Annotated in this window: 15 protein-coding genes; 8 read left to right on the top strand and 7 right to left on the bottom strand. The window is 54.4% G+C overall.

What is annotated here, in order from left to right:
- Positions 1 to 235: 235 nt before the first annotated feature.
- Entirely contained in the window at positions 236 to 1441 is a 1206-nt protein-coding gene (locus RA157_RS15235) for a UbiH/UbiF family hydroxylase (protein WP_350333978.1), read from the top strand.
- Between the two features lie 6 nt (positions 1442 to 1447).
- On the opposite strand, the gene RA157_RS15230 is transcribed toward RA157_RS15235, so the two are convergent.
- Together RA157_RS15230 and RA157_RS15225 are read right to left on the bottom strand one after the other, a co-directional pair.
- Positions 1448 to 2512: a CaiB/BaiF CoA transferase family protein gene (locus RA157_RS15230; RefSeq protein ID WP_350333977.1), complete on the bottom strand. Its 1065-nt coding sequence runs from the start codon at positions 2510 to 2512 to the stop codon at positions 1448 to 1450.
- 30 nt (positions 2513 to 2542) lie between these two features.
- Positions 2543 to 3493, bottom strand: a complete 951-nt coding sequence (locus RA157_RS15225; RefSeq protein ID WP_350333976.1) for an AEC family transporter — start codon at positions 3491 to 3493, stop codon at positions 2543 to 2545.
- A gap of 166 nt (positions 3494 to 3659) precedes the next feature.
- Here RA157_RS15225 and RA157_RS15220 point away from each other — a divergent pair, with 166 nt between their 5' ends.
- Complete coding sequence (locus tag RA157_RS15220) at positions 3660 to 4700, top strand: HpcH/HpaI aldolase/citrate lyase family protein (protein WP_350336219.1); 1041 nt, start codon at positions 3660 to 3662, stop codon at positions 4698 to 4700.
- A 90-nt stretch (positions 4701 to 4790) separates the two neighbouring features.
- Positions 4791 to 5126: a heat shock protein HspQ gene (hspQ, locus tag RA157_RS15215; RefSeq protein ID WP_350333975.1), complete on the top strand. Its 336-nt coding sequence runs from the start codon at positions 4791 to 4793 to the stop codon at positions 5124 to 5126.
- Positions 5127 to 5187: 61 nt separating this feature from the next.
- On the opposite strand, the gene RA157_RS15210 is transcribed toward hspQ, so the two are convergent.
- The gene (locus tag RA157_RS15210; RefSeq protein WP_350333974.1) at positions 5188 to 5898 is read right to left on the bottom strand and encodes a class I SAM-dependent methyltransferase; all 711 of its coding nucleotides are present in this window, start codon (positions 5896 to 5898) and stop codon (positions 5188 to 5190) included.
- Between the two features lie 165 nt (positions 5899 to 6063).
- Entirely contained in the window at positions 6064 to 6678 is a 615-nt protein-coding gene (locus RA157_RS15205; protein ID WP_350333973.1) for an invasion associated locus B family protein, read from the bottom strand.
- A gap of 309 nt (positions 6679 to 6987) precedes the next feature.
- On the opposite strand from RA157_RS15205, the gene RA157_RS15200 reads away from it, so the two are divergent.
- From RA157_RS15200 to RA157_RS15190, 3 genes are read left to right on the top strand one after another with little or no spacing between them, the layout of a single operon-like run.
- On the top strand, positions 6988 to 8796 hold the full coding sequence (locus tag RA157_RS15200) for an extracellular solute-binding protein (protein WP_350333972.1): 1809 nt from the start codon (positions 6988 to 6990) through the stop codon (positions 8794 to 8796).
- Between the two features lie 37 nt (positions 8797 to 8833).
- On the top strand, positions 8834 to 10495 hold the full coding sequence (locus RA157_RS15195; protein WP_350333971.1) for an AMP-binding protein: 1662 nt from the start codon (positions 8834 to 8836) through the stop codon (positions 10493 to 10495).
- A 14-nt stretch (positions 10496 to 10509) separates the two neighbouring features.
- Positions 10510 to 11742: a hypothetical protein gene (locus tag RA157_RS15190; protein ID WP_350333970.1), complete on the top strand. Its 1233-nt coding sequence runs from the start codon at positions 10510 to 10512 to the stop codon at positions 11740 to 11742.
- Here RA157_RS15190 and RA157_RS15185 read toward each other — a convergent pair.
- On the bottom strand, positions 11711 to 13981 hold the full coding sequence (locus tag RA157_RS15185) for a bifunctional diguanylate cyclase/phosphodiesterase (RefSeq protein WP_350333969.1): 2271 nt from the start codon (positions 13979 to 13981) through the stop codon (positions 11711 to 11713). The two genes, RA157_RS15190 and RA157_RS15185, sit on opposite strands and share 32 nt — an antisense overlap.
- Positions 13982 to 14171: 190 nt before the next feature.
- Between RA157_RS15185 and RA157_RS15180 the strand changes: the two genes are divergently transcribed.
- Positions 14172 to 14813 carry a DsbA family oxidoreductase gene (locus RA157_RS15180; protein ID WP_350333968.1) on the top strand — a complete coding sequence of 214 codons (642 nt, stop codon included), beginning with the start codon at positions 14172 to 14174 and terminating at the stop codon, positions 14811 to 14813.
- 14 nt (positions 14814 to 14827) lie between these two features.
- Here RA157_RS15180 and mfd read toward each other — a convergent pair whose 3' ends face one another.
- Positions 14828 to 18325 (bottom strand): transcription-repair coupling factor, encoded by a 3498-nt coding sequence (gene mfd / locus RA157_RS15175; protein ID WP_350333967.1) that lies wholly within the window; start codon positions 18323 to 18325, stop codon positions 14828 to 14830.
- Positions 18326 to 18334: 9 nt separating this feature from the next.
- A complete protein-coding gene (locus tag RA157_RS15170) occupies positions 18335 to 18628 on the bottom strand; it encodes an FAD assembly factor SdhE (protein ID WP_350333966.1) in 294 nt (97 codons plus the stop codon).
- 114 nt (positions 18629 to 18742) lie between these two features.
- Here RA157_RS15170 and recG point away from each other — a divergent pair, with 114 nt between their 5' ends.
- Positions 18743 to 20851, top strand: coding sequence for an ATP-dependent DNA helicase RecG (recG, locus tag RA157_RS15165; RefSeq protein ID WP_350333965.1), 2109 nt, complete (start codon positions 18743 to 18745; stop codon positions 20849 to 20851).
- Positions 20852 to 21003 lie beyond the last annotated feature (152 nt).

Below are 21003 nucleotides of genomic sequence, written 5' to 3'. Positions count from 1 at the left end.
ATCTGACCTTCAGAATGAAACTGTTGTTACATTCTAGATCTTTGATCAAGTGCTTACAAGCTTGCTTTTCCCCCTGCTTCTGAAGCTACAGACTCAGGTCTGTAGCTGCATTTATGGCATGATTATCTGAAACTGCGACAAATCTATGATTTGATCCTCATTCGTATCTCGGATAGAGCAGCAATCAGGATCTGGATGGTTGTTTGCCGTTTCCGCATGTGACTGGAGTGAGTGGATGGGTGTCTATGACGTCGCTGTTTCTGGTGGAGGCCCTGCCGGATTGATCACTGCGCTGGGGCTTGCGAAAAACAATTATCGTGTTGCCCTGATTGCCCCGCAGGCTCCTGTGGAGGATGAGCGGACAACGGCTCTTCTTGCAGGTTCTGTCTCCATTCTGAAAGACTTTGATGCATGGGATGAAATTGCCCCCCACGCAGCTCCTTTGCGGATTATGCGGATCCTGGATGGCACGGCACGGCTGATCCGGGCACCGTCGGTGAGTTTCGATTCAGCAGAGATCGGCCTTGAGGCATTTGGCTATAACATTCGTAATCGTCATCTGGTGGAAGCCCTGCGGCGGCTTCTGAAAGATCATGATGCGGTTGACTGGTTGGATGACTGGACCGAAAGCCTCGATATTGGTGCCAATGGTGTTCGTCTGACGCTGCGTTCGGGAAAAACTGTCGAGGCTCACCTGGTTGCCGGGGCTGACGGCAGGCGTTCCCCTGCCCGTGATGCGGCTGGTATTGGCATTCGGGAATGGTCGTATGACCAGTGTGCACTGGTTCTCAATCTTGAGCATACCGAGCCGCATTTTGACATGTCGACGGAGTTTCACACCGAGACGGGACCTTTTACGCTTGTCCCGCTTGATAATGGCCTGTCGAGCCTTGTCTGTGTTGTCAGACCGGAAGATGCAGACCGTCTTGCAAACCTGTCTGAGGAGCTCCTGATTGCAGAGCTTGAGCAGCGGGGGCGCAGTGTGCTGGGCCAGTTCAAGCTTGCAAGCCCGGTCCAGACTTACCCGCTTTCCGGCATGACGGCAGAGCGGTTCGGGACAAACCGGATCGCACTGATTGGCGAAGCCGGACATGTCTTCCCGCCCATCGGCGCTCAGGGGCTTAATCTTGGCATTCGGGATATTGCTGATCTGATCAAGGCTCTGTCCTTATCGACGGGTGATGCCGGTGCACCTCATGTGCTTGAGGCGTTTGATCGCAAGCGACAGTCGGATGTGAAAACCCGGACGAATGGGGTTCATATGCTGAACCGTTCTCTTTTGACGGACTTCCTGCCTGTGCAATTTGGGCGGTCTGCCGGTCTTGCACTGGCCCGTTCCGTCGGACCGTTGCGCCGCTTCATGATGCGGGAAGGTGTGGAGCCGGGCCTTGGTGTGCGGTCTCTGGTCGAGCGGCTTACAGAGCGAAAATCTGCTGGCTGACCCGCACTATCTTCGACGGAATGCCGGATCGATCTGGACAGACAGTGCCGGGATCACCTGGCCATCAGGCAGCGTGAGACTGTGTTCGAACAGGCCGCGTTGTCTGAAGTGATCATCTTCCATCGCGGCATGCAATGGTGTCACAGGTACTGCACAGCAATCGACTTCATTCAGGCACTCTGTCCAGTATGCGGTGGTCTGACTGCCGATAATTTCTCTAATCGTCTGTTTGACGAGTTGGGCATCGGCACCATCTGACCTGAGGTCAGTGCCAAGGCCGATAATGTCGCAAAATCTGGTCCAGAATTTTTCTTCCAATGCACCAACAGCAATCAGCCCGCCATCACTGGTGGGATAGATCTGATAGCGGGGAGAGCCTCCAGTCAAAAGCCATTCTGCATTTTCTGGTGCTGCACCGGTAGCGGCCACGATGGCCTGGGCAAAGACCTGGAACGTAAAGCAACCTTCAGCCAGAGCGATATCGAGATAGGTTCCCTCGCCTGTTCTGGCCCGCTGCAGAAGAGCCAGCAGGATGTTGGAAAAGGCTGGTAGAGAGCCGCCGGCAATATCCGCAACAAGAGCAGGTGGAACGATCGGGCTGTCTGAATTGCCTCTGGCGAGGGCCAGCAGGCCCGTCCGGGCCAGATAGGTCAGGTCATGGCCCGCCTCGTCCCGTCGTGGGCCGTTCTGGCCAAAGCCTGTAATCGAACAGTAGATGAGCCTTGGATTGATGGCTTTCAGGCTGTCATAGTCCAGTCCCAGACGTTTCATGACGCCGGGGCGGAACTGCTCGACCAGAATATCGGCCTCTCTGACAAGGGTCAGCGCGGCTGTTCGTCCTTCATCGGTTTTCAGGTCAATTTCCTGAATGGTCTTGCCACGATTGAGCAACTCATAGGCAATGGATCGACCATTGTGCAGCGGAGGATAGAAGCGCATATCTTCACCGCCCGGCTTTTCGATCTTGATCACGTCGGCCCCGGCTTCCGCAAGGAACAGGCCTGCCAGGGGGCCAGGCAAAAGGGTGCTGAAATCGAGAACCTTCAAACCGGATAGCGGTTGCGACGTCATATAAGGCCCTCCCCGGCCTGCTTTGTCTTCTTATACCGGCAGGATATTGGCACGGATGAGATAGAGAAACCCGGTGACCGTGAAAACGGACAGTACGGTTCCGATCAGAATGGCGCTGGATGCCCGCTCTATATAGAAGCCATATTGCTGTGCGATTACAAAAACGTTGGCGGCTGGTGGCAGGCAGGCCATGAGAACTGCCGTATAGATCCAGACCGGTTCAATATCGCCAATATAAAGCAATAGACCATAGACAATCAGCGGATGAAGAATGAGTTTCATCACCAGATGGATGGGCAGCTCCACCGGAACACGTTTCAGAGGACGAAGAGCGACGGTCACGCCGAGCGCAAACAGGGCGGCCGGAGCTGCTGCATTGCTCAGCAGTGTAATGAGCGTGTCGAGAGCATCTGGCAGATCCGGACGGAAATAGGCCGCCAGGCCGCCTGCAATCGTTGCCAATATGAAAGGGTGAAGCAAGACCCGGCGAGCTGTCAACAGCAAGGTTGCGGCAATACTCTGCCTGCTTTCTCCCGTAACCGACATCAGCAGCGGTGCCATTGTGAAATGCAGAATGTTGTCAAAACAGATGATCAGGGCCGTGGGAACCGCTGCTGCAGGGCCAAGTGCGGCAAGTGTCAGACCGGGGCCCATATAACCCACATTGGCATAGGCACCGACAAAACCCTGTACCGTCGATTCTCCGATATGACCGCGTGTCATGAGCAGGGCAACACAGAAAGACAGGCTAAAGGCGATATAGGTCGCAAATGTTGTGGTGCCGAAATAGGCCCAGTTTGTCAGCTGATCAAACGGGGTTTGTGAGACAAGACGGAAAAACAGTGCAGGCAAGGCCACGTAGACGATGAAGACGTTCATCCAGGCCAAGCCTTCCAGGGGCAGTTTGACGATCTTGCCTGCCCCGAATCCCAAGAAGATCAGACCGAAAAACGGCAGGGCCAGTCCGAGAACCTCAAGCATGGGTGATAAATTCCTGCAGAATCAGTCCGTACATCCCGGGAGTAAAGCCGGTTTCCCGGAGGAGACCAAGTGCCAGGCCGCATATTCTCCAAACGACCCATTGCGGCGCTGCACTGAACCGATCACGGTGGGCCAGTCTTGTGCCTTACCGGAGTTCAGTTCAATGATGCGTCAACCGCGGTCCTATTATGCCCCTCTGGCCATTGGAGCCCCCCAGCCCTATCGGGAGCTTCCCGTTCGCCTGGAGCGCATGATCCATTTCGTTCCGCCGCATATCGAAAAGGTGCGGGCAAAGGTTCCTGATCTCATCAGCAAGGTGGATGTGATTCTGGGTAATCTTGAAGACGCCATTCCAGCGGATCAGAAGCTTGCTGCCCGCGAAGGCTTCATTCAGATGGCAGAAGACAATGATTTTGGCTCCACCGGCCTGTGGACCCGGATCAACTGCCTGAACAGCCCCTGGGTGCTGGATGATATTACCGAGATTGTCGGCAGGATCGGCAACAAACTCGATGTCATTATGCTGCCGAAAGTGGAAGGCCCGTGGGATATTCACTATCTGGATCAGCTTCTCGCACAGCTTGAGGCGGCACATCAGGTGACCAAGCCCATCCTGATCCACGCCATTCTGGAAACGGCTGAAGGTGTCAAGAATGTTGAGGCTATTGCCAATGCAAGTCCGCGTATGCACGGCATGAGCCTGGGACCTGCCGACCTTGCAGCATCGCGGGGCATGAAAACAACCCGTGTTGGCGGTGGCCACCCCCACTATTCTGTGCTCGCAGATGCTGATGGTGAGGCCGCACGGACCGGATACCAGCAGGACCTCTGGCACTATACAGTGGGCAAGATGGTTGATGCCTGCATGGCGGCCGGTATCAAGGCATTCTACGGTCCGTTTGGTGATTTCTCTGATCCGGATGCCTGTGAAGCGCAGTTCAGAAATGCTTTCCTGCAGGGCTGTCTGGGGGCCTGGTCCTTGCATCCATCCCAGATCGATATTGCCAAGCGGGTGTTCAGCCCGGAGCCGGAAGAAGTGCTGTTCTCAAAGAAGATCCTTGATGCCATGCCTGATGGAACAGGTGCGGTGATGATTGATGGGAAGATGCAGGATGACGCAACCTGGAAACAGGCCAAGGTGATCGTCGATCTGGCCCGGATTGTCGCCAGCAAAGACCCTGATCTTGCAGAGCAATATGGTTTGTGATTCAGTAGCAGGAAAAATACGTCAGGATGCTTGACAGATGCGGCCGGTCATGGCCTGTAAGGATCCTCGTTTTATCCTGAAAGACAGACAATGATAGAGAAATCACGCATCGCGAAATTCCGGATTGGCCAGGTGGTTCAGCACCGTCATTTCGGCTTTCGCGGTGTTATCTTCGATGTGGATCCCGAATTTGCCAATACCGATGAATGGTATGAGGCGATCCCCGAAGATATCCGTCCGTCGAAAGAACAGCCGTTTTATCATCTTCTCGCTGAGAATGAGGAAACGGAATATATCGCCTATGTCAGCGAACAGAATCTGATGGAAGATGAAACCGGCGAGCCCTTGAGGCACCCGCAGCTTCCTGAGTATTTCGCTGAAGATGAAGACGGTGACTTCATCTCTTACGCGCATACTCTGAATTAGAACTTGTCCTCTTAACGCAAAAAAGCCCGCCGTATTGGCGGGCTTTGTCGTTACCCCGATTCTATTTCTTCACCAGCACACAGCGGAAACAGGTGAGTTTGCCATCAGGGCTGCGGATGGCGTCGGCAGGCAACTGCCTGTTGACTGGCCCGGCAAATTCCAGTCCGCTGTTCTTCATGATCAGATCGAGATAGTTCACATTGACGCGTGGAACGTCCATTGTGAGCACAACAAGGCCGCCGGGTTTGGTGATCCGTGCAAACTCCTTCAGCCCGTTTTCGACATTATATCTGAAAAATGGTTTGAGAAGTGGTCGGAAGGGCCAGAGAACCGGGCGTCTTTTAAAAGCATCTTTCACGTGTTCCAGCGTTGAGATACAGAAAACACGATCAAACTGATTATCCGCATATGGCGTTTGTTCGATAACGCAATTCTGAAACGCGATTTCCGAGAAATAGTGTCTGGAGACTGGTTTGCCACCAAGTTTCTCGAGATATCCGGCGATCAGGTCCTGGTCCTGCAGGCGCGGGTCATAATCGCAGGCGTGTGTATTGCAGCCCTGGTCATGAAGTTTGAACTTAAGTGGATGTTCCAGGCCACAGGCTGCATCCAACACGGTCTGGCCAGCCTCGGCAAACTGGAAAGCCCAGTGATATTCGTGTGGACGACTCCACCAGTCTGGCGGTAGATCAAACAGGAAATGATCTGATTTCGGATCTTGCTCTCTGATAAAACGGCTCTCGAAGCGGTTTTCGTCCTGCTGTGTCGTCATTTGCTTCCCCCAAAGCGATATCATAGATATTTTCGGCTGATTCCTGCAGTGTTTTTGTGTTTGTAACGGCGTGGGTCTAAAAGATAAAACCAAACACTGCATGCTTGTCCTCTTACGAAAAAAAGCCCGCCGGATTGGCGGGCTTTCTCGTAATTGACGCTAGTCTTACTGTGCGTTTTGCTGCTGCAGAAGTTTCTGGCGCTGCTCTTCAGCGCGGCGCTGCAGTTCTTCCTGCAGTTTCTTCTGGCGTTCCTGCAGAACTTTCGGATCGACCGGGTCACCTTCAATGGTCTTAGTGAAACCGGAGAGAGACAGCTCGAAATTCTGACCCTTGGCGCGCTGGTTCAGGGCGGTGATGACCAGCTTGTTGCCCTTCTTGAGCTGGGTAATGAAGCTGTCATCAATGACCTTTTCAGCATAACAAGCGTTCGGGAAGCAGATGCCATAATTGGCTGAGCCCTGTTTGTTGGCATCAACCTGGTAACGCAGGCCTGGTACAAGCAACATTCCAGGAGGAACGGAAATGATCAGGCTCTTGCGTGCTTCACCTTTGAACTCGCGGATCGCGACAGAGGCAAGAAACTGGCCTGTCTGGGCACGCAGTTCTCGCGTTGTCAGGCAGATCTCTTTCTTGCTGTTCTGATCAACGTTACAGATTTTGGTCCAGCCCGGAGCACCAGCTTCCTGAGCAGCAGCCGTTCCGGCGGCAAACGCGCCAGCCATAAGCGTCGCGGAGAAGATTGCGGTGAGCCGGGAAACGGTCGTTGTGATATTTGTCATAGAAACACTGTTCCTTGAATTCCGACGGAAGTAAGTCTGATACGGGCATACCATAGTGTTTGCCTGTATCACTTCAGGGCTCGATGCACGTCAATTGCGGCAACAGGGTGGCGCGATTTTCAGAGCATGCGAACCCGGCCTCAATATCGCGTATTCCTGACAATTTCCATAGCTAATCTTGTTGAAAAGCCTGTGAGCCTGATTTTGCCCATGATTACAGAGGAATACATGCGGATCGTGCGAATCTGATAAGCTCGCTTCAAGGTCACTCGGATTCTCTCTGGACAGTACGCTAACCGGTTGGGTCATATGCTGTTTTTAAGACTGCTTGTTATTTCAGCCTTTATGGTTGCTTCCGCGGGAACAGCAATTTCCGAGGAAACATACGGTCCCGCACATGGTATTGCCATGCATGGCGAGCCAAAGCTCCCCGCCGATTTTACCCACTTTCCTTATGCGAATCCTGATGCGCCAAAGGGCGGACGCATTGTTTATGCCATGACTGGCACGTTCGACAGCCTCAATCCGTTCATTACGAAAGGTGTGGCCCCTCGCGGGCTGTGGGATGGTTTGTACGGGCGTAATGTCTATGACAGCCTTCTGGCGCGTAATCGTGATGAAGCCTTTGCACTCTACGGGCTTGTGGCAGAAAGCGTGGAAACTGCTGCTGACAGACGCTGGATCCGGTTCCGCTTGCGCCCCGAGGCCCGCTTTGCCGACGGGACGCCAATTACTGCTGATGATGTTGCTTTTACGGTTGAGCTCCTGAAAACCAAAGGGCGTGGGAACTACCGGATCTATTACAGCAATGTTGAGCGCGTTGAAGTGGAGGATACGCACACGGTTCTGTTTCGTTTCAGCAAGGCGGATCGGGAGCTGGCGCTGCTGATCGGATTGATGCCGGTCCTGCCGAAACATGCCATTGACGTGGAGAACTTTGACCAGACCTCGTTTGATGCCGTTCCCGGTAGCGGCCCTTATAAGGTTGACAGTGTTGACCCGGGGAAACGGATTATCCTGAAACGTGACCCAGATTATTGGGGCAAAGACCTGCCCGTGCGGCGCGGGTTTTCGAATTTCGACGAGATTGTTGTCGATTATTATCGGGACGGCTCGGCACGGTTTGAAGCCTTCAAGAAAGGCCTGTTTGATCTGAATGCGGAAAGCGACCCTGGACGCTGGTCTGATGGATATGGCTTTCCTGCTGTCAAGGATGGCCGGGTTGTTCTGGATCGCTTTACCAGCAGGACGCCAAAGCCGATGGCCAGTTTCGTGTTCAATACACGGAGACCGGTTTTTCAGGACATAAAAGTCAGACAGGCCCTGGCTCTGTTGTTTGATTTTGAGTGGATCAACAAGAATCTCTATTTTGGCCTTTACACCCGCTCGGAAAGTTACTTCCATGGCTCTGTGTTGTCCGCTTTGGAACGGGCGGCTGATCCTGGTGAGAAAGCTCTGTTGAAGGATTTCCCCGACGCGGTCACACCCGAAGTGATGGATGGCACATACCGGGTGGCGCGGACAGATGGCAGTGGTCGCGACCGGCGGAATATGCGGACTGCTCTGTCTCTGCTTCAAAGTGCCGGTTATGTCCGCAAGGCCAATCGGCTTGTTCACAAGGTGAGTGGTGAACCGCTGGCTTTCGAGTTTATGGCTGTGTCGACAGAGCAGGAAAAGCTGGCCCTCACCTATGCGCAGGTTCTGAAACGGCTTGGAATCGAAATGACGATCCGGACCGTGGATTCGGCGCAATATCAGCGTCGGCGTCAGAGTTTTGACTTTGACATGATCCAGTTTGTCTATGCGGCATCTCTGTCTCCCGGCAATGAGCAGAATTTCCGCTGGCGGAGCGACAGCGCGGACCTGCAGGGCTCTTTCAACATGGCTGGTGTCCGAAACCCTGCGGCTGACGCGATGATCGATGCCTTGCTCAATGCTGTAAGCGAGGAAGAGTTTATAGCGGCTGTACGTGCTCTCGATCGGGTGCTGATCTCCGGATATTATGTTGTGCCGCTGTTCCATGCAGGGGAACAGTGGGTCGCCCGTTCCGCCCGGATCGGACGACCTAAACAGACGTCGGCCTATGGCTATCAACCGATGACATGGTGGGCAAAGTGAAGAAAAGATTGCGGGTCACGAGTGAGGGGCGAACATCATGATCCTGAATGACAAGGCTGAATCAGAGGCAAATATTGCAGCCGGACTTTGGGGGCGCGTTCCACTGGATATCATCCTGCGGAAGAATGCTGCAACAAACCCGGATGAGGTGGCGCTGAGAGATTCCCCCGACAGGGAACACTGGAATGGCATGCCGCCTGAAGTGATAAGCTATCGCCAGCTTGAACGCCGCGTCCAGGCGCTGTCTGTTTTCATGTCTTCCCTCGGACTGAAAGCAGATGATCGGGTTGTCATCCAGCTACCCAATACAGTTGATTTCTACTGTGCGCTGTTTGCCTGCTTCCGGGCCGGACTTATTGCGGTTCCGGTCTCTCTCAGCTTGCGTGGCCGGTCTCTTAAAACCCTGATTGATGAGGCCAGCGCCAAGGCGATTATAACCTGTACCCGGATTGAAGATGATACCCCTGCCCTTCGAGCACGCGATGCGGCTGCGGAGATGTTCAATGTGCGCTTTGTGTTTGGCTTTGGCAAAGACCTGCCGGATGGTCTGGTGCCTCTGGATGATATTGCCCGGGATGGTGACCTGGCCGGGATGGAAGCGCCGATAGAGCGGAAGGATCTTCCAGCGGATCACGTGGCTACCCTGTCTCCTCAGTATGCGTCAGACGGGTCTCTCATTCTGATTCCTCGTAGCCATAATCAGTGGATCTCGACAGGTGTCCAGCACCTTCTGGAAGCGCGGATTGAGCAGAAGGCTAGAATTTTCAGCATTATGCACCCCGGTCTGATGGGCGGCCTGGGGCCGGTTATTCTTCCCTGGTTGCTGTCTGCCGGTGTTCTGGAGCTGGGACATTTTACCAGTGGCGGGCAGTTTGTTGGCCGGATGCGGGAAACGGAAGCCTCTCATGTGGTCATGCCAGCCTCGTTGGGTGGGCTTCTCGAAGAGCGTGACGACGGGGAGGATCTCGGCTTGTCTCTTATCTGGCCCGGACGTCATGATCAGCCGGAACCTCTGCCAAAGGGATACAGGGTCTCCGATGTCACTGTGCTGGGTGAGTGGACGATGATTGTCTCTTCGCGCGCTGAGGACCAGCCGGACAATCCCGCGCCTCTTCCGGTTGGCGATGTGACAGGCAGCAGGTCATCCGGGATGGTCCCCCTTCTGCAAACGGCTCTCGTTCCTCTGGCGCCGGGGTCTGACACTGTTGCGCTTGGTCGGGGGGATGCAGAATTCTGCTGTCGTGGTCCGGCTATACCAAAGGGCGCCTTCAACCGACAGGGTGGACTTGATGAAAGCCATGTGAATGAGGATGGATACATCCGCACCGGCATTGGCTGCAATCTCGTCAGCGTGGAAGATGCCGGTGTTCATCCCACGGGTGTTCTGTCCGGTGAATTTGTTATGGGACGTGTCCCGGTTCATGCTTCAGCGTCTGAAGCAGCCATTGCAGATCATTTCAGTCTCAAGGATGCTGCTCTCTTCAGCCAGCCGGATCCTATTCTGGGTGATCGCCTGCATCTTGCCGTGGTTCTGAAACCCGGCTGTGAATTTGATGAGCAGGAACTGCGAGATCACATCAACCAGATTGAACTGGACGCGCATCTCTCCCCTGCTTCTATTCGGGCCATCAGGAAAATTCCGCGAACCGAAGACGGGACGGTGGTCCGCCCTGCCCTTACCCGACAGTTCAGCGCCTGAAGGATGTGATGCCGGTGGCTGGAAAAACCATTTGTATTGGTGTCAGTGATGAAGTTGCTGCCACACTCGGTGCCGACAGCGATGATGTCAGGCGTTACAGTGCTGAAGACGCTCGTCAGGATGGGTGCCTTCGTGACATCGCTTCATCCGATCTGGTTGTTGTTGATGCTACAGCACTGACCGATGATCTTGTCGGTGATCTCACATCGGTTGCTCCGGCAATGGATCGGAATCCGTTTGTCGGCATTATCCTGACGCGACGGATACGCGATCTTGACCGGGACAAAAATGACAACTGGTTCTGGTTGCCGAGCGGATTGTCACCGTCCCGGCTGAATTGGTTTGTCCGGCAGTGCCGCCGTCATCTGGAGCTTCTTGACGAGATGCTCTTCCGACAGGCGATTGTTGATGGGCAGCAGCAGGCTTTAGATCCAACGGCTGCAGCTCAGCGTGACAAGACGTCTGTTCTGGCATTGGGACCCTACCCGAAAGACATTCTGGAGCAAGATGACAGTCCCGATGTGATCACGGCCATGACGCCGGACCAGGTTTCAGACCTTGCGGCACGTCAGTCATTTGATTGTCTTCTCTTATCGGAAACGGCAGGCCTTGATGCCGTCGAGCTGGTTGGAACTCTGAAGCGCGATATGCGTCATGTAACCCGCCCCGTTATTATTCTGTCAGATGCTGATGACATAACGCCTGATGCGGGGATTGATGTGTTTCCGAGTACGCTTCCGGCATCAGAACTTGTTGCGGTTATTTCTATTTTGTCCCACCGTTACCGGATTGAACGCGCTCTTCTGGAAAGCCTCAAAACATCAGATCTGCCAGACGAGTGTGACACTTTCTTTGAAGCATACCTGTCCCGATGCCTCCAGGTTGAAGAAAATATCTGCCTGCTTAGGTTTGCCGTCGCGCCGGATATGAATGATGTTGACCCTGATGGCTGGGACAGGGCAGTTCTGAACCAGTGTCTGGGAATGGTGCCCTTGCTGACCCGGACAGTAGATTTCTGTCATACACGCCTTGAAAATCAGGAAGTTCTGGTGGCGATCAGAAAACGTGAAGTCTCGAATCTGGAGCAGGTTTCCACGCGGCTCTATTCAATCCTGCAGGCCAGCCTGGATTCCTTGCAACGTAATGATGGTGGCGCGGAATATCACATTGAGGAAGGCTATGCGATTGCCGTCCCCGGGGATACGCCTGAGACACTTATGAGCCGAGCAGGCTGCGCTTCGGCATAACTGCATGACCATTGTTCAGAAGCGCTGTGAATTCTTCTTCCGCCATGGGCCTGGAGAAATAGTAGCCCTGGCATTCATCGCATCCGGTTGAGTGGAGCGTCTTAAGCTGGGCTTCTGTTTCCACGCCTTCAGCCAGCACGTTGAGCCCAAGACTACGCCCCATGGCAACGATGGCCGATATGATTGCGAGACTGTTCTCTTCGGTGTTGATGTCCCGCGTAAAGCTCCGGTCAATCTTGATCGTATCAATCGGGAAGTGCTTCAGATAGTTCATGGACGAATAGGCAACACCGAAATCATCAATGGCCAGTTTGAAACCCATCGCCTTGAGGCTGCGCAAAAGGTCTACGGACCGATTGGGGTCTTCCATAAGCCAGGTTTCGGTAATCTCAAGCTCGACCTGTCCAGGGGCAACACCCGTTTCTTTGACGAGACTGGCAAGTTTGGATGAAAACTCGGGGCTGAGGAGCTGGCGCCCTGACACGTTGATAGAGGTCATGCCAGAGGAGACCCCCACCCTGTTCCATTCAGACAGCTGATGGAAAACCGTTGTTAAAACCCAATCGCCGATTGGCTCAATCAGGCCGGTTTCCTCGGCAATCGGAATGAACTGTGCCGGGCTGATATGAGCGCCATCATCCAGCTGCCAACGCAGAAGTGCTTCAGAGCCGATCAGTTTTCCAGTCCCGACGCAATGTCTGGTCTGATAGGCCATACGGAACTGGTCTTTTGAAATGGCACAGCGCAGCAGGGCCTGCAATGCGGCAGCCTTTTCAGCCTTCTCACAGAGTTCGTCATGGTAGTGCTCAAAACGATTTCGCCCCTGTGCCTTGGCATGATAGGTCGCGAGATCGGCATTGCGCATCAGACTCTGGGCATCCTTGCCATGCTTTGGATAGCAGGCGATGCCGATGCTGGCGGATACAGTTTCAGTTTCTCCATCAAGGATATAGGGCTCAGAGAGCAGCTGAACGATGCTTGCGGCCATTTGGTCCACAGAATCGCGATTCTGGTCTGGTGACTGGAAAAGTACAGCAAATTCATCTCCACCAAGGCGCGCGCAGAAGCAGTCTTCGGAAGACAGACTGAGCAGGCGATCGCCAACAGCTGAAAGAAGCTTGTCACCGCCGCTATGCCCCAGACGGTCATTGACAGCTTTGAACCCGTCAAGATCAAGCAGCATGACAGACAGAGGACGCTCTGTGTTTCTGCTCTTGCCAAGGGTCCGGTTCAGTCTCTCGATGAAATGGGTTCGGTTGGGCAACTCGGTAATCGTGTCAAAATAAGCCAGGCGTTGGATACGCTGTTCGGCATATTTCTTTTCCGAAATGTCAGTGATCATCATGACGTAATGAACAATCTGATCCTTGACCGGGTCCTTCACTGCTGTGACAGAGCAGCGTACGGGCAAGATTTTCCGGTTCTTCTGGGTAATCCAGACATCCTCCCGCCAGAATCCGGTTTTCAGAAGCTGTATGGTCTTGTCGCGAAAGAACTTGTCATCGTGACGTTCCGATCGAAGCAAGAGAGCATGTTCACCGAGCACTTCACGTTCGGTCCAGCCCGTCATGTCCTCGAAAGCCTGATTGACCTTCCGGATCGTCCAGTCAGGCTCCATGATCAGCACACCATCATGGCTGCCCTGAAAAACACTGGCGGCCAGGCGCAGTTCTTCTTCTGCCTGCGCGCGCTCCAGTTCGTATGAGATCCGGTCTGCAAAAAGATCGAGCAGCGGATCATTCCAGCTGTCCGGCGACATCGGCTCCGTATCTGTAATAATCACCAGTCCGATCGGCTCACCAGAAGGATCCGTCAGGGCAGAGCCAAAATAGCTCTCAAGTTTCATCTCGATCAGAAGTTCATCTTCAGGATAGCGTTCCATCAGACCATCGGGGATAAAAACTTTCTTGACGCAGAGAACATCCTGACAGGGAGAGCCATAAAGCGGATAGGTCACAGACGGGATAAGCTCGCCATTGGCAAAACCCGCTATGGTCGTAACCTGTGTCTTTTGGGCGTTTTCATCAAACAACCCGATAAAGGCAAAACGTGTTCCATAGGCCTTGGCCAGCTGTTGAACACATGTTGCGAAGAAATCAGCGCTGGATTTGCTGGGAGCAGAGATGGCAGTAAGAGCCTCGACAGCTCGTCCCAGTCTTCGTTCCTGAAAGGATGCGGATTCGCCATCTTTCAGTTCAGGTGTTTTCCCTGAAATGCTTCCGGAATCGACGGACTGCATTTGTTCCCCCAACACAATCTCGAATCTGTTGAACAGATCTCTGCTTACCCAGTAGTTCTCTCCAAGATTTCAAGAATAATTATGAGGTAATTTCCTTAAAAAAGGCTGATCTTCGGCAGAAATAACAGGAACGCGATTTGTATCCTTGAAATGAGCTTACTATATGTCGAGCCAACAGGCTGGGAGAAGAATGATGAAAACAGTTTCGCTGGATGTTGTCTCTGATGTGATGTGCCCCTGGTGTTATGTGGGTATGCGACGTCTGGAAAAGGCGCTTGATCAGATTGACGATATTCAGGTTGACGTCCAGTGGCGTCCTTATCAGCTTGACCAGACAATTCCTTCAGAAGGCATGGACCGGCAGACTTATCTGAGCAACAAGTTTGGCGGTAAGGCCCGGGCTCGTGAGGTTTACGCACGTATTGAGGAAGCCGGACAGTACGAAGGGATCGACTTTGCCTTCGATAAAATCGAGAAATCTCCCAATACGCTCGACTGCCATCGCCTGATCCATTGGGCACAGTCCACCGGCAAGCAAAATGCACTGGTCGAACATCTGTTTCAGCTCTTCTTTGAACAGGGCGCAGACCTCACCCAGCATGATGTGCTGGTCGCTGCAGCAGAGCATGTGGGCATGGATGGTGTCCTGGTTCGTGATCTGCTCGAAAGTGACAAGGACCTTGAAGCGGTGAAAGCCCAGGTCAGTCATGCACAACAGATAGGCGTGACCGGTGTGCCCTGCTTTATTGCGGATCAGAAATTCGGCCTTATGGGTGCGCAAGACCCGCAGGCTCTTGCGGAAATGATCCGCAAGGCTGCATCCGAACAGTAGTAAGAGCCTGGTTCTTACGCGGCAGCGTCGGATTCTTCTGCCATCTTTGCGAGGCGAGAGAGGATAACGGCTGTTCCCTTCAGTCGTTTCTCTGGCGTTGGCCAGTCGCGCATGAGAACCAATTTCTGATCCGGACGGATTTTGGCCAGGGTCCCCTGCTCTGTAATAAAGCGCACAAGACCAACCGGGTTGGCGTATTCGCCGTTCCGGAAGGTGACGACGATACCCTTTGGACCGGCATCGATCTTCTCCACATTGGCTTTGCGGCAAAGACCTTTGACGAATACGATTTTCAACAGATGGTCGACTTCTTCCGGCAAAGGTCCAAAACGATCGATCAGCTCGGCTCCGAAGGCATCAATGTCGCCTGGCTCCGTCAGGTCAGACAGGCGTTTGTAGAGGCCAAGGCGCAGCTGGAGATCCGGCACATAGACTTCCGGGATCATTACCGGTGTGCCGACAGTGATCTGCGGCGACCACTGCTCTTCAAGTTCAAACCCGTCACCGGCCTTCAGGCTGGCTACGGCTTCTTCCAGCATCTGCTGGTACAGCTCATAACCGACTTCCTTGATATGGCCGGACTGCTCCTCACCAAGCAGGTTCCCCGCCCCGCGAATATCCATATCATGACTTGCGAGCTGGAACCCGGCGCCAAGCGTATCAAGTGACTGGAGAACTTTCAGGCGACGCTCTGCGGTCACGGTCAGCTTCTTGCGGGCCGGAACGGTGAACAGGGAATAGGCCCGGACCTTTGATCGTCCCACACGCCCGCGCAGCTGATAGAGCTGTGCGAGACCAAACATGTCGGCGCGGTGGACAATCAGCGTGTTGGCTGTCGGGATATCAATCCCGGACTCCACAATGGTCGTGGACAGCAAGACATCGTATTTGCCCTCATAGAAGGCATTCATGATGTCATCGAGCTCCCCTGCCGGCATCTGGCCATGGGCTACAGCCACTTTCACTTCAGGCACGTGCTCTTCAAGAAAAGCTCTGGTCTCTGCCAGATCGGAAACCCTGGGGCAGACATAGAAAGACTGCCCCCCACGATAACGCTCACGCAGCAGGGCTTCGCGAACGATCAGAGGGTCAAAAGGCGAGAAGAAGGTTCGTACGGCCAGGCGATCCACAGGGGGCGTTGCGATGAGTGACAGCTCACGCACCCCGGTCAGGGCCAGCTGCAGCGTCCGGGGGATTGGCGTCGCTGACAGGGTCAGTACATGCACATCGGACTTCAGCTCTTTCAGACGTTCCTTGTGCTTGACGCCGAAATGCTGCTCTTCATCAATGATCAGAAGCCCGAGATCGCGGAACGAGATGGATTTGCCAAGAAGTGCATGGGTGCCGATGACAATATCTACCGTGCCGTCTGCTACGCCTTTCTTGGTCTTGGAGAGCTCCGAGGAACCCACCAGCCGTGAGGCCTGGGCCACATTGATGGGCAGGCCGCTGAACCGTTCTGCAAATGTGCGATAGTGCTGGCGGGCCAGCAGAGTGGTTGGCACTACAACGGCAACCTGCCTGCCGCTCATGGCAGCGAGGAATGCAGCTCTGAGAGCAACCTCGGTCTTTCCAAAACCCACATCACCACAAATCAGGCGGTCCATCGGCCGACCGGAGGACAGATCCTCAAAGATGGAATCGATAGCATTGAGCTGATCGTCGGTTTCTTCGAACGGGAACCGCGCCGCGAATTCGTCATAGACACCTTCCGGTGCAAGGATCTTGGGAGCGGTTTTCAGGGCACGGGCTGCAGCTACCTTGATCAGGTTATCGGCAATCTCGCGGATGCGCTGCTTGAGTTTTGCTTTCTTGGCCTGCCAGGCAACACCGCCAAGCTTATCGAGCTGGGCTTCTGTATCTTCCGAGCCATAGCGGGACAGCAGTTCGATGTTTTCAACCGGCAGAAACAGTTTGTCGCCGCCATGATAGACCAGTTCAAGACAGTCATGGGGTGCGCCTGCAGCTTCAATGGTTTTCAGGCCGACAAAGCGTCCGACACCGTGTTCCACATGGACGATCAGGTCTCCTTCCGAGAGCGATGTGGCTTCGGTGAGGAATTCAGAGGCCTTTTTGCGTTTTTTACGTTGTCGAACCAGCCGGTCACCGAGAATATCCTGCTCCGCAATAACTGCTGTTCCGTCAAACAGAAATCCGCTTTCCACCTGCAGAACTGCAAGAGCTGTCATGCCCTTCTCAAGGCTGTCCAGACCTTCCCAGCTATCAATCGGCTTCAGGCGCTCAAGGCCATGGTCTGCCAGAACCTGAGCCATACGCTCTCGGGTTCCCTCAGACCAACAGGCGATAATCACACGGGAGCCGGTTTTCCTCAGCGTTGAGAGGTGCTCAATCAGTGCGTCAAAGACGTTGACGTCACCGGCGGTTCGCTCCGCTGCAAAGGATCGGCCTTGCCGTCCGGCGAAATCATGAACCGGGCGATCGTTAGTCTCCGGTACGGCCAATCGAGAGAGGGTAACATTGGGATGGTCCGCCAGAAGCGCTTTCCAGTCTTCCTCGCGCAGAAAGAGGCTCTCTGGCGGCGCCGGCTTGTAAGGGACAAGGCCGGTCTGATCCCGCTCCAGAGAATCGAGCCGGGCTTCATAATGGTCCTTGATCTGATCCAGCCGCTCAGCAACGGCGTCTTCTCCCAGGTGATCAAGGATGATTGGTCTTTCCCCAAGGAAGGTTGAGAATGGAACCAGATCATCGCTAAGGAAACCGAGCCAGTGCTCCATACCCGCATAGCGGCGGCCTTCTGAAATGGCCTGGTAGAGTGCATCATCCTTCTGGGCTGCGCCAAAGGCCTTCACATAAGCGCGCCTGAACCGTTTGATTGAGTCTTCATCAAGGATGGCTTCACCGGCAGCAATCAGGTCTACGCTTGGAACTTGGCCGATTGTCCGCTGGGTTTCCGCGTCAAAGGTGCGGATCGATTCAAGTGTATCACCGAAGAAATCCAGCCTGATCGGCTCTGGTTTCCCCGGCGCGAAGAGATCAAGAATGCCACCACGGACCGCGTATTCTCCACTTTCCCTCACGGTTGGAGTTCTGGTGAAGCCATTATCCTCCAGCCAGCGGACCACATCATCCATCTCGATGACATTTCCGGCTGCCGCTGACCAGGCCCGTTGCCTGATTGCGCTCTGCCCCGGAACTTTCTGGATGATTGCATTGGCCGTTGTGAGAATAATCAGATTGTCCGGCAGGTTTTCATTCTCCGACAGACGGCTGAGCGTGGTCATGCGCCGTGCCATGATGTCGGCGTTGGGTGACACACGGTCATAGGGCAGACAATCCCAGGCAGGGAAATCCAGAACAGTCAGCTCTGGTGCGTAGAATCTGAGGGCCTGAGCTATCTGTGCGGTTCGCTGGCTGTCGCGCGCAACAAAGCACGCGCCCCGGCCATGCAGAGCCAGCTGGGCGAGCATGCGCGCTTCGGCCCCATCGGGAACGCTTGAGAAGGTGATCCCGTTTGAAATCCGAAACAGGTCCTGCGGCAGAGCAATCGTCATGGAAGTCAATCAGTCCGTTACGGGATTGGCCTTGGCAAAATCCAGAATGCGATGAAACAGCGGCGTATCATAAGTCGGCGGGATCGGGTTCTTGCCCGTTACCCATGTGGTGAGATCCTGATCTGCCGCATTCATCAATGTCTCGAACACATCCAGTTCTTCATCGGTCATGGCTTCCAGCGCCACATCCGCGAAGCGACCCAGGAACAGATCCATTTCGCGGGTGCCTCTGTGCCAGGCCCTGTAGAGAATACGTTTGCGACGATCATCCAAACCGTCGCTTGAGCGTGTGGTGCCGAACATTGTATGACTCTCGGATCAATCTCAACTGATTTGGTCGGGCGAAGATATACGCATGATACGCGCCGCTGTCAGCACCCGATCGGTTATTTGATCACGACAATCAAGGATTAGCCCATGCGCCCGGACCTGTTGAATGATCTGTTTCGACCGATCTCGGTGCTGCAGGGGGTTGGTCCCAAGATTGAACTGACCCTGTCGAAGCTCCTGCTGGGTCAGGAAGCAAGTGGTCCTGCGACACTGATTGATCTCATGCTGCATATGCCGTCCGGCCTTGTGGACCGGCGCAGGCAGCCAGGTATTGCGCAGGCTCCTCACAATTCCATTGTGACCTTGAAAGTGCGGATTGATCGGCACCAGCCGACACCGCGCCACTTGCCACGCGTTCCCTACAAGGTTTCTGCCCATGATGAGACGGGCGAAATCACACTGGTCTTCTTCCATGCAAAGCAGAGCTGGCTGGAACGTTCGTTGCCTGTCGGGGAGACGCGGTATGTGTCCAGTCGGGTGGAGTGGTTTAACGGCGCACCACAGATGGTGCATCCTGATCACATGGTCACGGAAGAAGAATTTCACGCGCTTCCCCTGATTGAGCCGGTTTATCCGTTGACCAAGGGTATTTCAGGCAAGGTTCTCGGCAAGGCAATAAGGGCAGCGCTTGAGAGCGTGCCGGACTTCCCGGAGTGGCAGGATCAGGCCTGGCTTCAACGAAATGGGGCGCTTTCGTTTGCTGCCGCTCTGGCGCATTTGCACAGGCCAGAAGATGCGAACGACCTTGATCCTGGTTCTGCTGCCTGGAAGCGCCTTGCATATGACGAATATCTGGCCTCCCAGTTGGCATTGGGGCTTGTCAGGCAGACCATGCGGGTAACCCGTGGCAAGATTCGCCGGTTTGAGGGGCACATCAAGAACAAGATCCTTGCTGCCCTGCCCTTCAGTCTCACTGGAAGTCAGTCCGAGACCATTCAGGAGATTGAAGCCGATCTCGCCAGCGACAGGAAGATGATCCGGCTGGTTCAGGGTGATGTGGGGTCTGGCAAGACCATGGTGGCCCTGATGGCGATGGCTGCTGTGGTGGAAAGCGGTTCACAGGCTGCCCTGATGGCGCCAACGGAACTCCTGGCACGCCAGCATATGCGATCTCTGGAACCGCTTTGTGAGGCGGCCGGGCTGTCGGTTGCTGTTCTCACAGGGCGTGAAAAAGGCAGTGCACGGACCAGGATCCTGAACCAGCTTGAAAAGGGTGAGCTTGATATTCTGATCGGGACACATGCTGTGTTCCAGTCCGATGTGGCGTTCAGGGATCTGGGGCTGGCAGTGGTGGATGAGCAGCACCGTTTCGGTGTTCATCAGCGGTTGGCACTCAGTAACAAGGGACAGGATTCTGACCTTCTGGTGATGACTGCAACGCCGATTCCACGGACGCTGGTTCTCACCTATTTCGGCGATATGGATGTGTCAAAACTGATGGAAAAGCCTGCCGGGCGTCTGCCTATTGAAACGCGAACCGTATCGCTGGACCGGGTCGAGGAAGTGATGCATCGCGTGGCACGTGCTGTTGCTGAAGGTGCCAAGATCTATTGGGTCTGCCCGCTTGTGGAGGAATCGGAACTCATTGATTTGACGTCTGCTGAAGACCGCTTTGCTGCCCTGCAGCCTCTGCTGGGAGATCAGGTTGGTCTGGTGCACGGACGCATGAAGGCGCAACAGAAAGATGAGGAAATGCGACGGTTCCAGACCGGTGATATTCGCGTTCTCGTCTCCACCACGGTGATTGAGGTGGGCGTTGATGTGCCGGATGCGACGATTATGGTGATCGAGCATGCGGAACGGTTTGGCCTGGCCCAGCTCCATCAGCTGCGCGGACGTGTGGGGCGCGGCAGTGCGTCCTCTACCTGTCTTTTGCTCTACAAGACGCCTCTTGGCGAGGTCTCGCAAGCCCGCCTGTCTGTGATGCGAGAGACGGAAGACGGCTTCCGCATTGCTGAAGAAGATCTGAAATTGCGTGGTGAGGGTGATGTTCTTGGTATCCGCCAATCGGGTATGCCCGGTTTTCGTATGGCTCTGGCAGAGTTCCATGGGGAGCTGATGGAAGCAGCACGCGACGATGCGCGTCTGATCCTGATGAAGGATCCATCTCTGGAGAGCGAACGCGGCAAGGCTCTGCGCATGTTGCTCTATCTGTTCCGCCGGGATGAAACGATACGGCTTTTACATTCCGGCTAAGTCATTTCGATTGACATGATTTTTCTAATGAAAACTTAGCCATTTTCCTACCCTTAGTTTTATTTCATTTCACTTGAAATATTCGTCTAAGGGCAAGCTTGCCAAACGGGTGCGCTTCGAACACCCTTAAGTGTTGCCTATCAGGGGCTATC

It is taken from the genome of Coralliovum pocilloporae (assembly GCF_030845175.1).
Classification (GTDB): domain Bacteria; phylum Pseudomonadota; class Alphaproteobacteria; order Rhizobiales; family Cohaesibacteraceae; genus Coralliovum; species Coralliovum pocilloporae.
The sequence above is the reverse complement of the archived record's forward strand: the minus strand, read 5'-3'. Positions and strand labels throughout refer to the sequence as shown.

Excerpts from the sequence above, each read along its gene's own strand:
- RA157_RS15235 (WP_350333978.1), top strand. The coding sequence starts at position 236 with ATGGGTGTCTATGACGTCGCTGTTTCTGGTGGAGGCCCTGCCGGATTG.
- RA157_RS15230 (WP_350333977.1), bottom strand. The coding sequence starts at position 2,512 with ATGACGTCGCAACCGCTATCCGGTTTGAAGGTTCTCGATTTCAGCACC.
- RA157_RS15225 (WP_350333976.1), bottom strand. The coding sequence starts at position 3,493 with ATGCTTGAGGTTCTCGGACTGGCCCTGCCGTTTTTCGGTCTGATCTTC.
- RA157_RS15220 (WP_350336219.1), top strand. The coding sequence starts at position 3,660 with ATGCGTCAACCGCGGTCCTATTATGCCCCTCTGGCCATTGGAGCCCCC.
- hspQ (WP_350333975.1), top strand. The coding sequence starts at position 4,791 with ATGATAGAGAAATCACGCATCGCGAAATTCCGGATTGGCCAGGTGGTT.
- RA157_RS15210 (WP_350333974.1), bottom strand. The coding sequence starts at position 5,898 with ATGACGACACAGCAGGACGAAAACCGCTTCGAGAGCCGTTTTATCAGA.
- RA157_RS15205 (WP_350333973.1), bottom strand. The coding sequence starts at position 6,678 with ATGACAAATATCACAACGACCGTTTCCCGGCTCACCGCAATCTTCTCC.
- RA157_RS15200 (WP_350333972.1), top strand. The coding sequence starts at position 6,988 with ATGCTGTTTTTAAGACTGCTTGTTATTTCAGCCTTTATGGTTGCTTCC.
- RA157_RS15195 (WP_350333971.1), top strand. The coding sequence starts at position 8,834 with ATGATCCTGAATGACAAGGCTGAATCAGAGGCAAATATTGCAGCCGGA.
- RA157_RS15185 (WP_350333969.1), bottom strand. The coding sequence starts at position 13,981 with ATGCAGTCCGTCGATTCCGGAAGCATTTCAGGGAAAACACCTGAACTG.
- RA157_RS15180 (WP_350333968.1), top strand. The coding sequence starts at position 14,172 with ATGATGAAAACAGTTTCGCTGGATGTTGTCTCTGATGTGATGTGCCCC.
- mfd (WP_350333967.1), bottom strand. The coding sequence starts at position 18,325 with ATGACGATTGCTCTGCCGCAGGACCTGTTTCGGATTTCAAACGGGATC.
- RA157_RS15170 (WP_350333966.1), bottom strand. The coding sequence starts at position 18,628 with ATGTTCGGCACCACACGCTCAAGCGACGGTTTGGATGATCGTCGCAAA.
- recG (WP_350333965.1), top strand. The coding sequence starts at position 18,743 with ATGCGCCCGGACCTGTTGAATGATCTGTTTCGACCGATCTCGGTGCTG.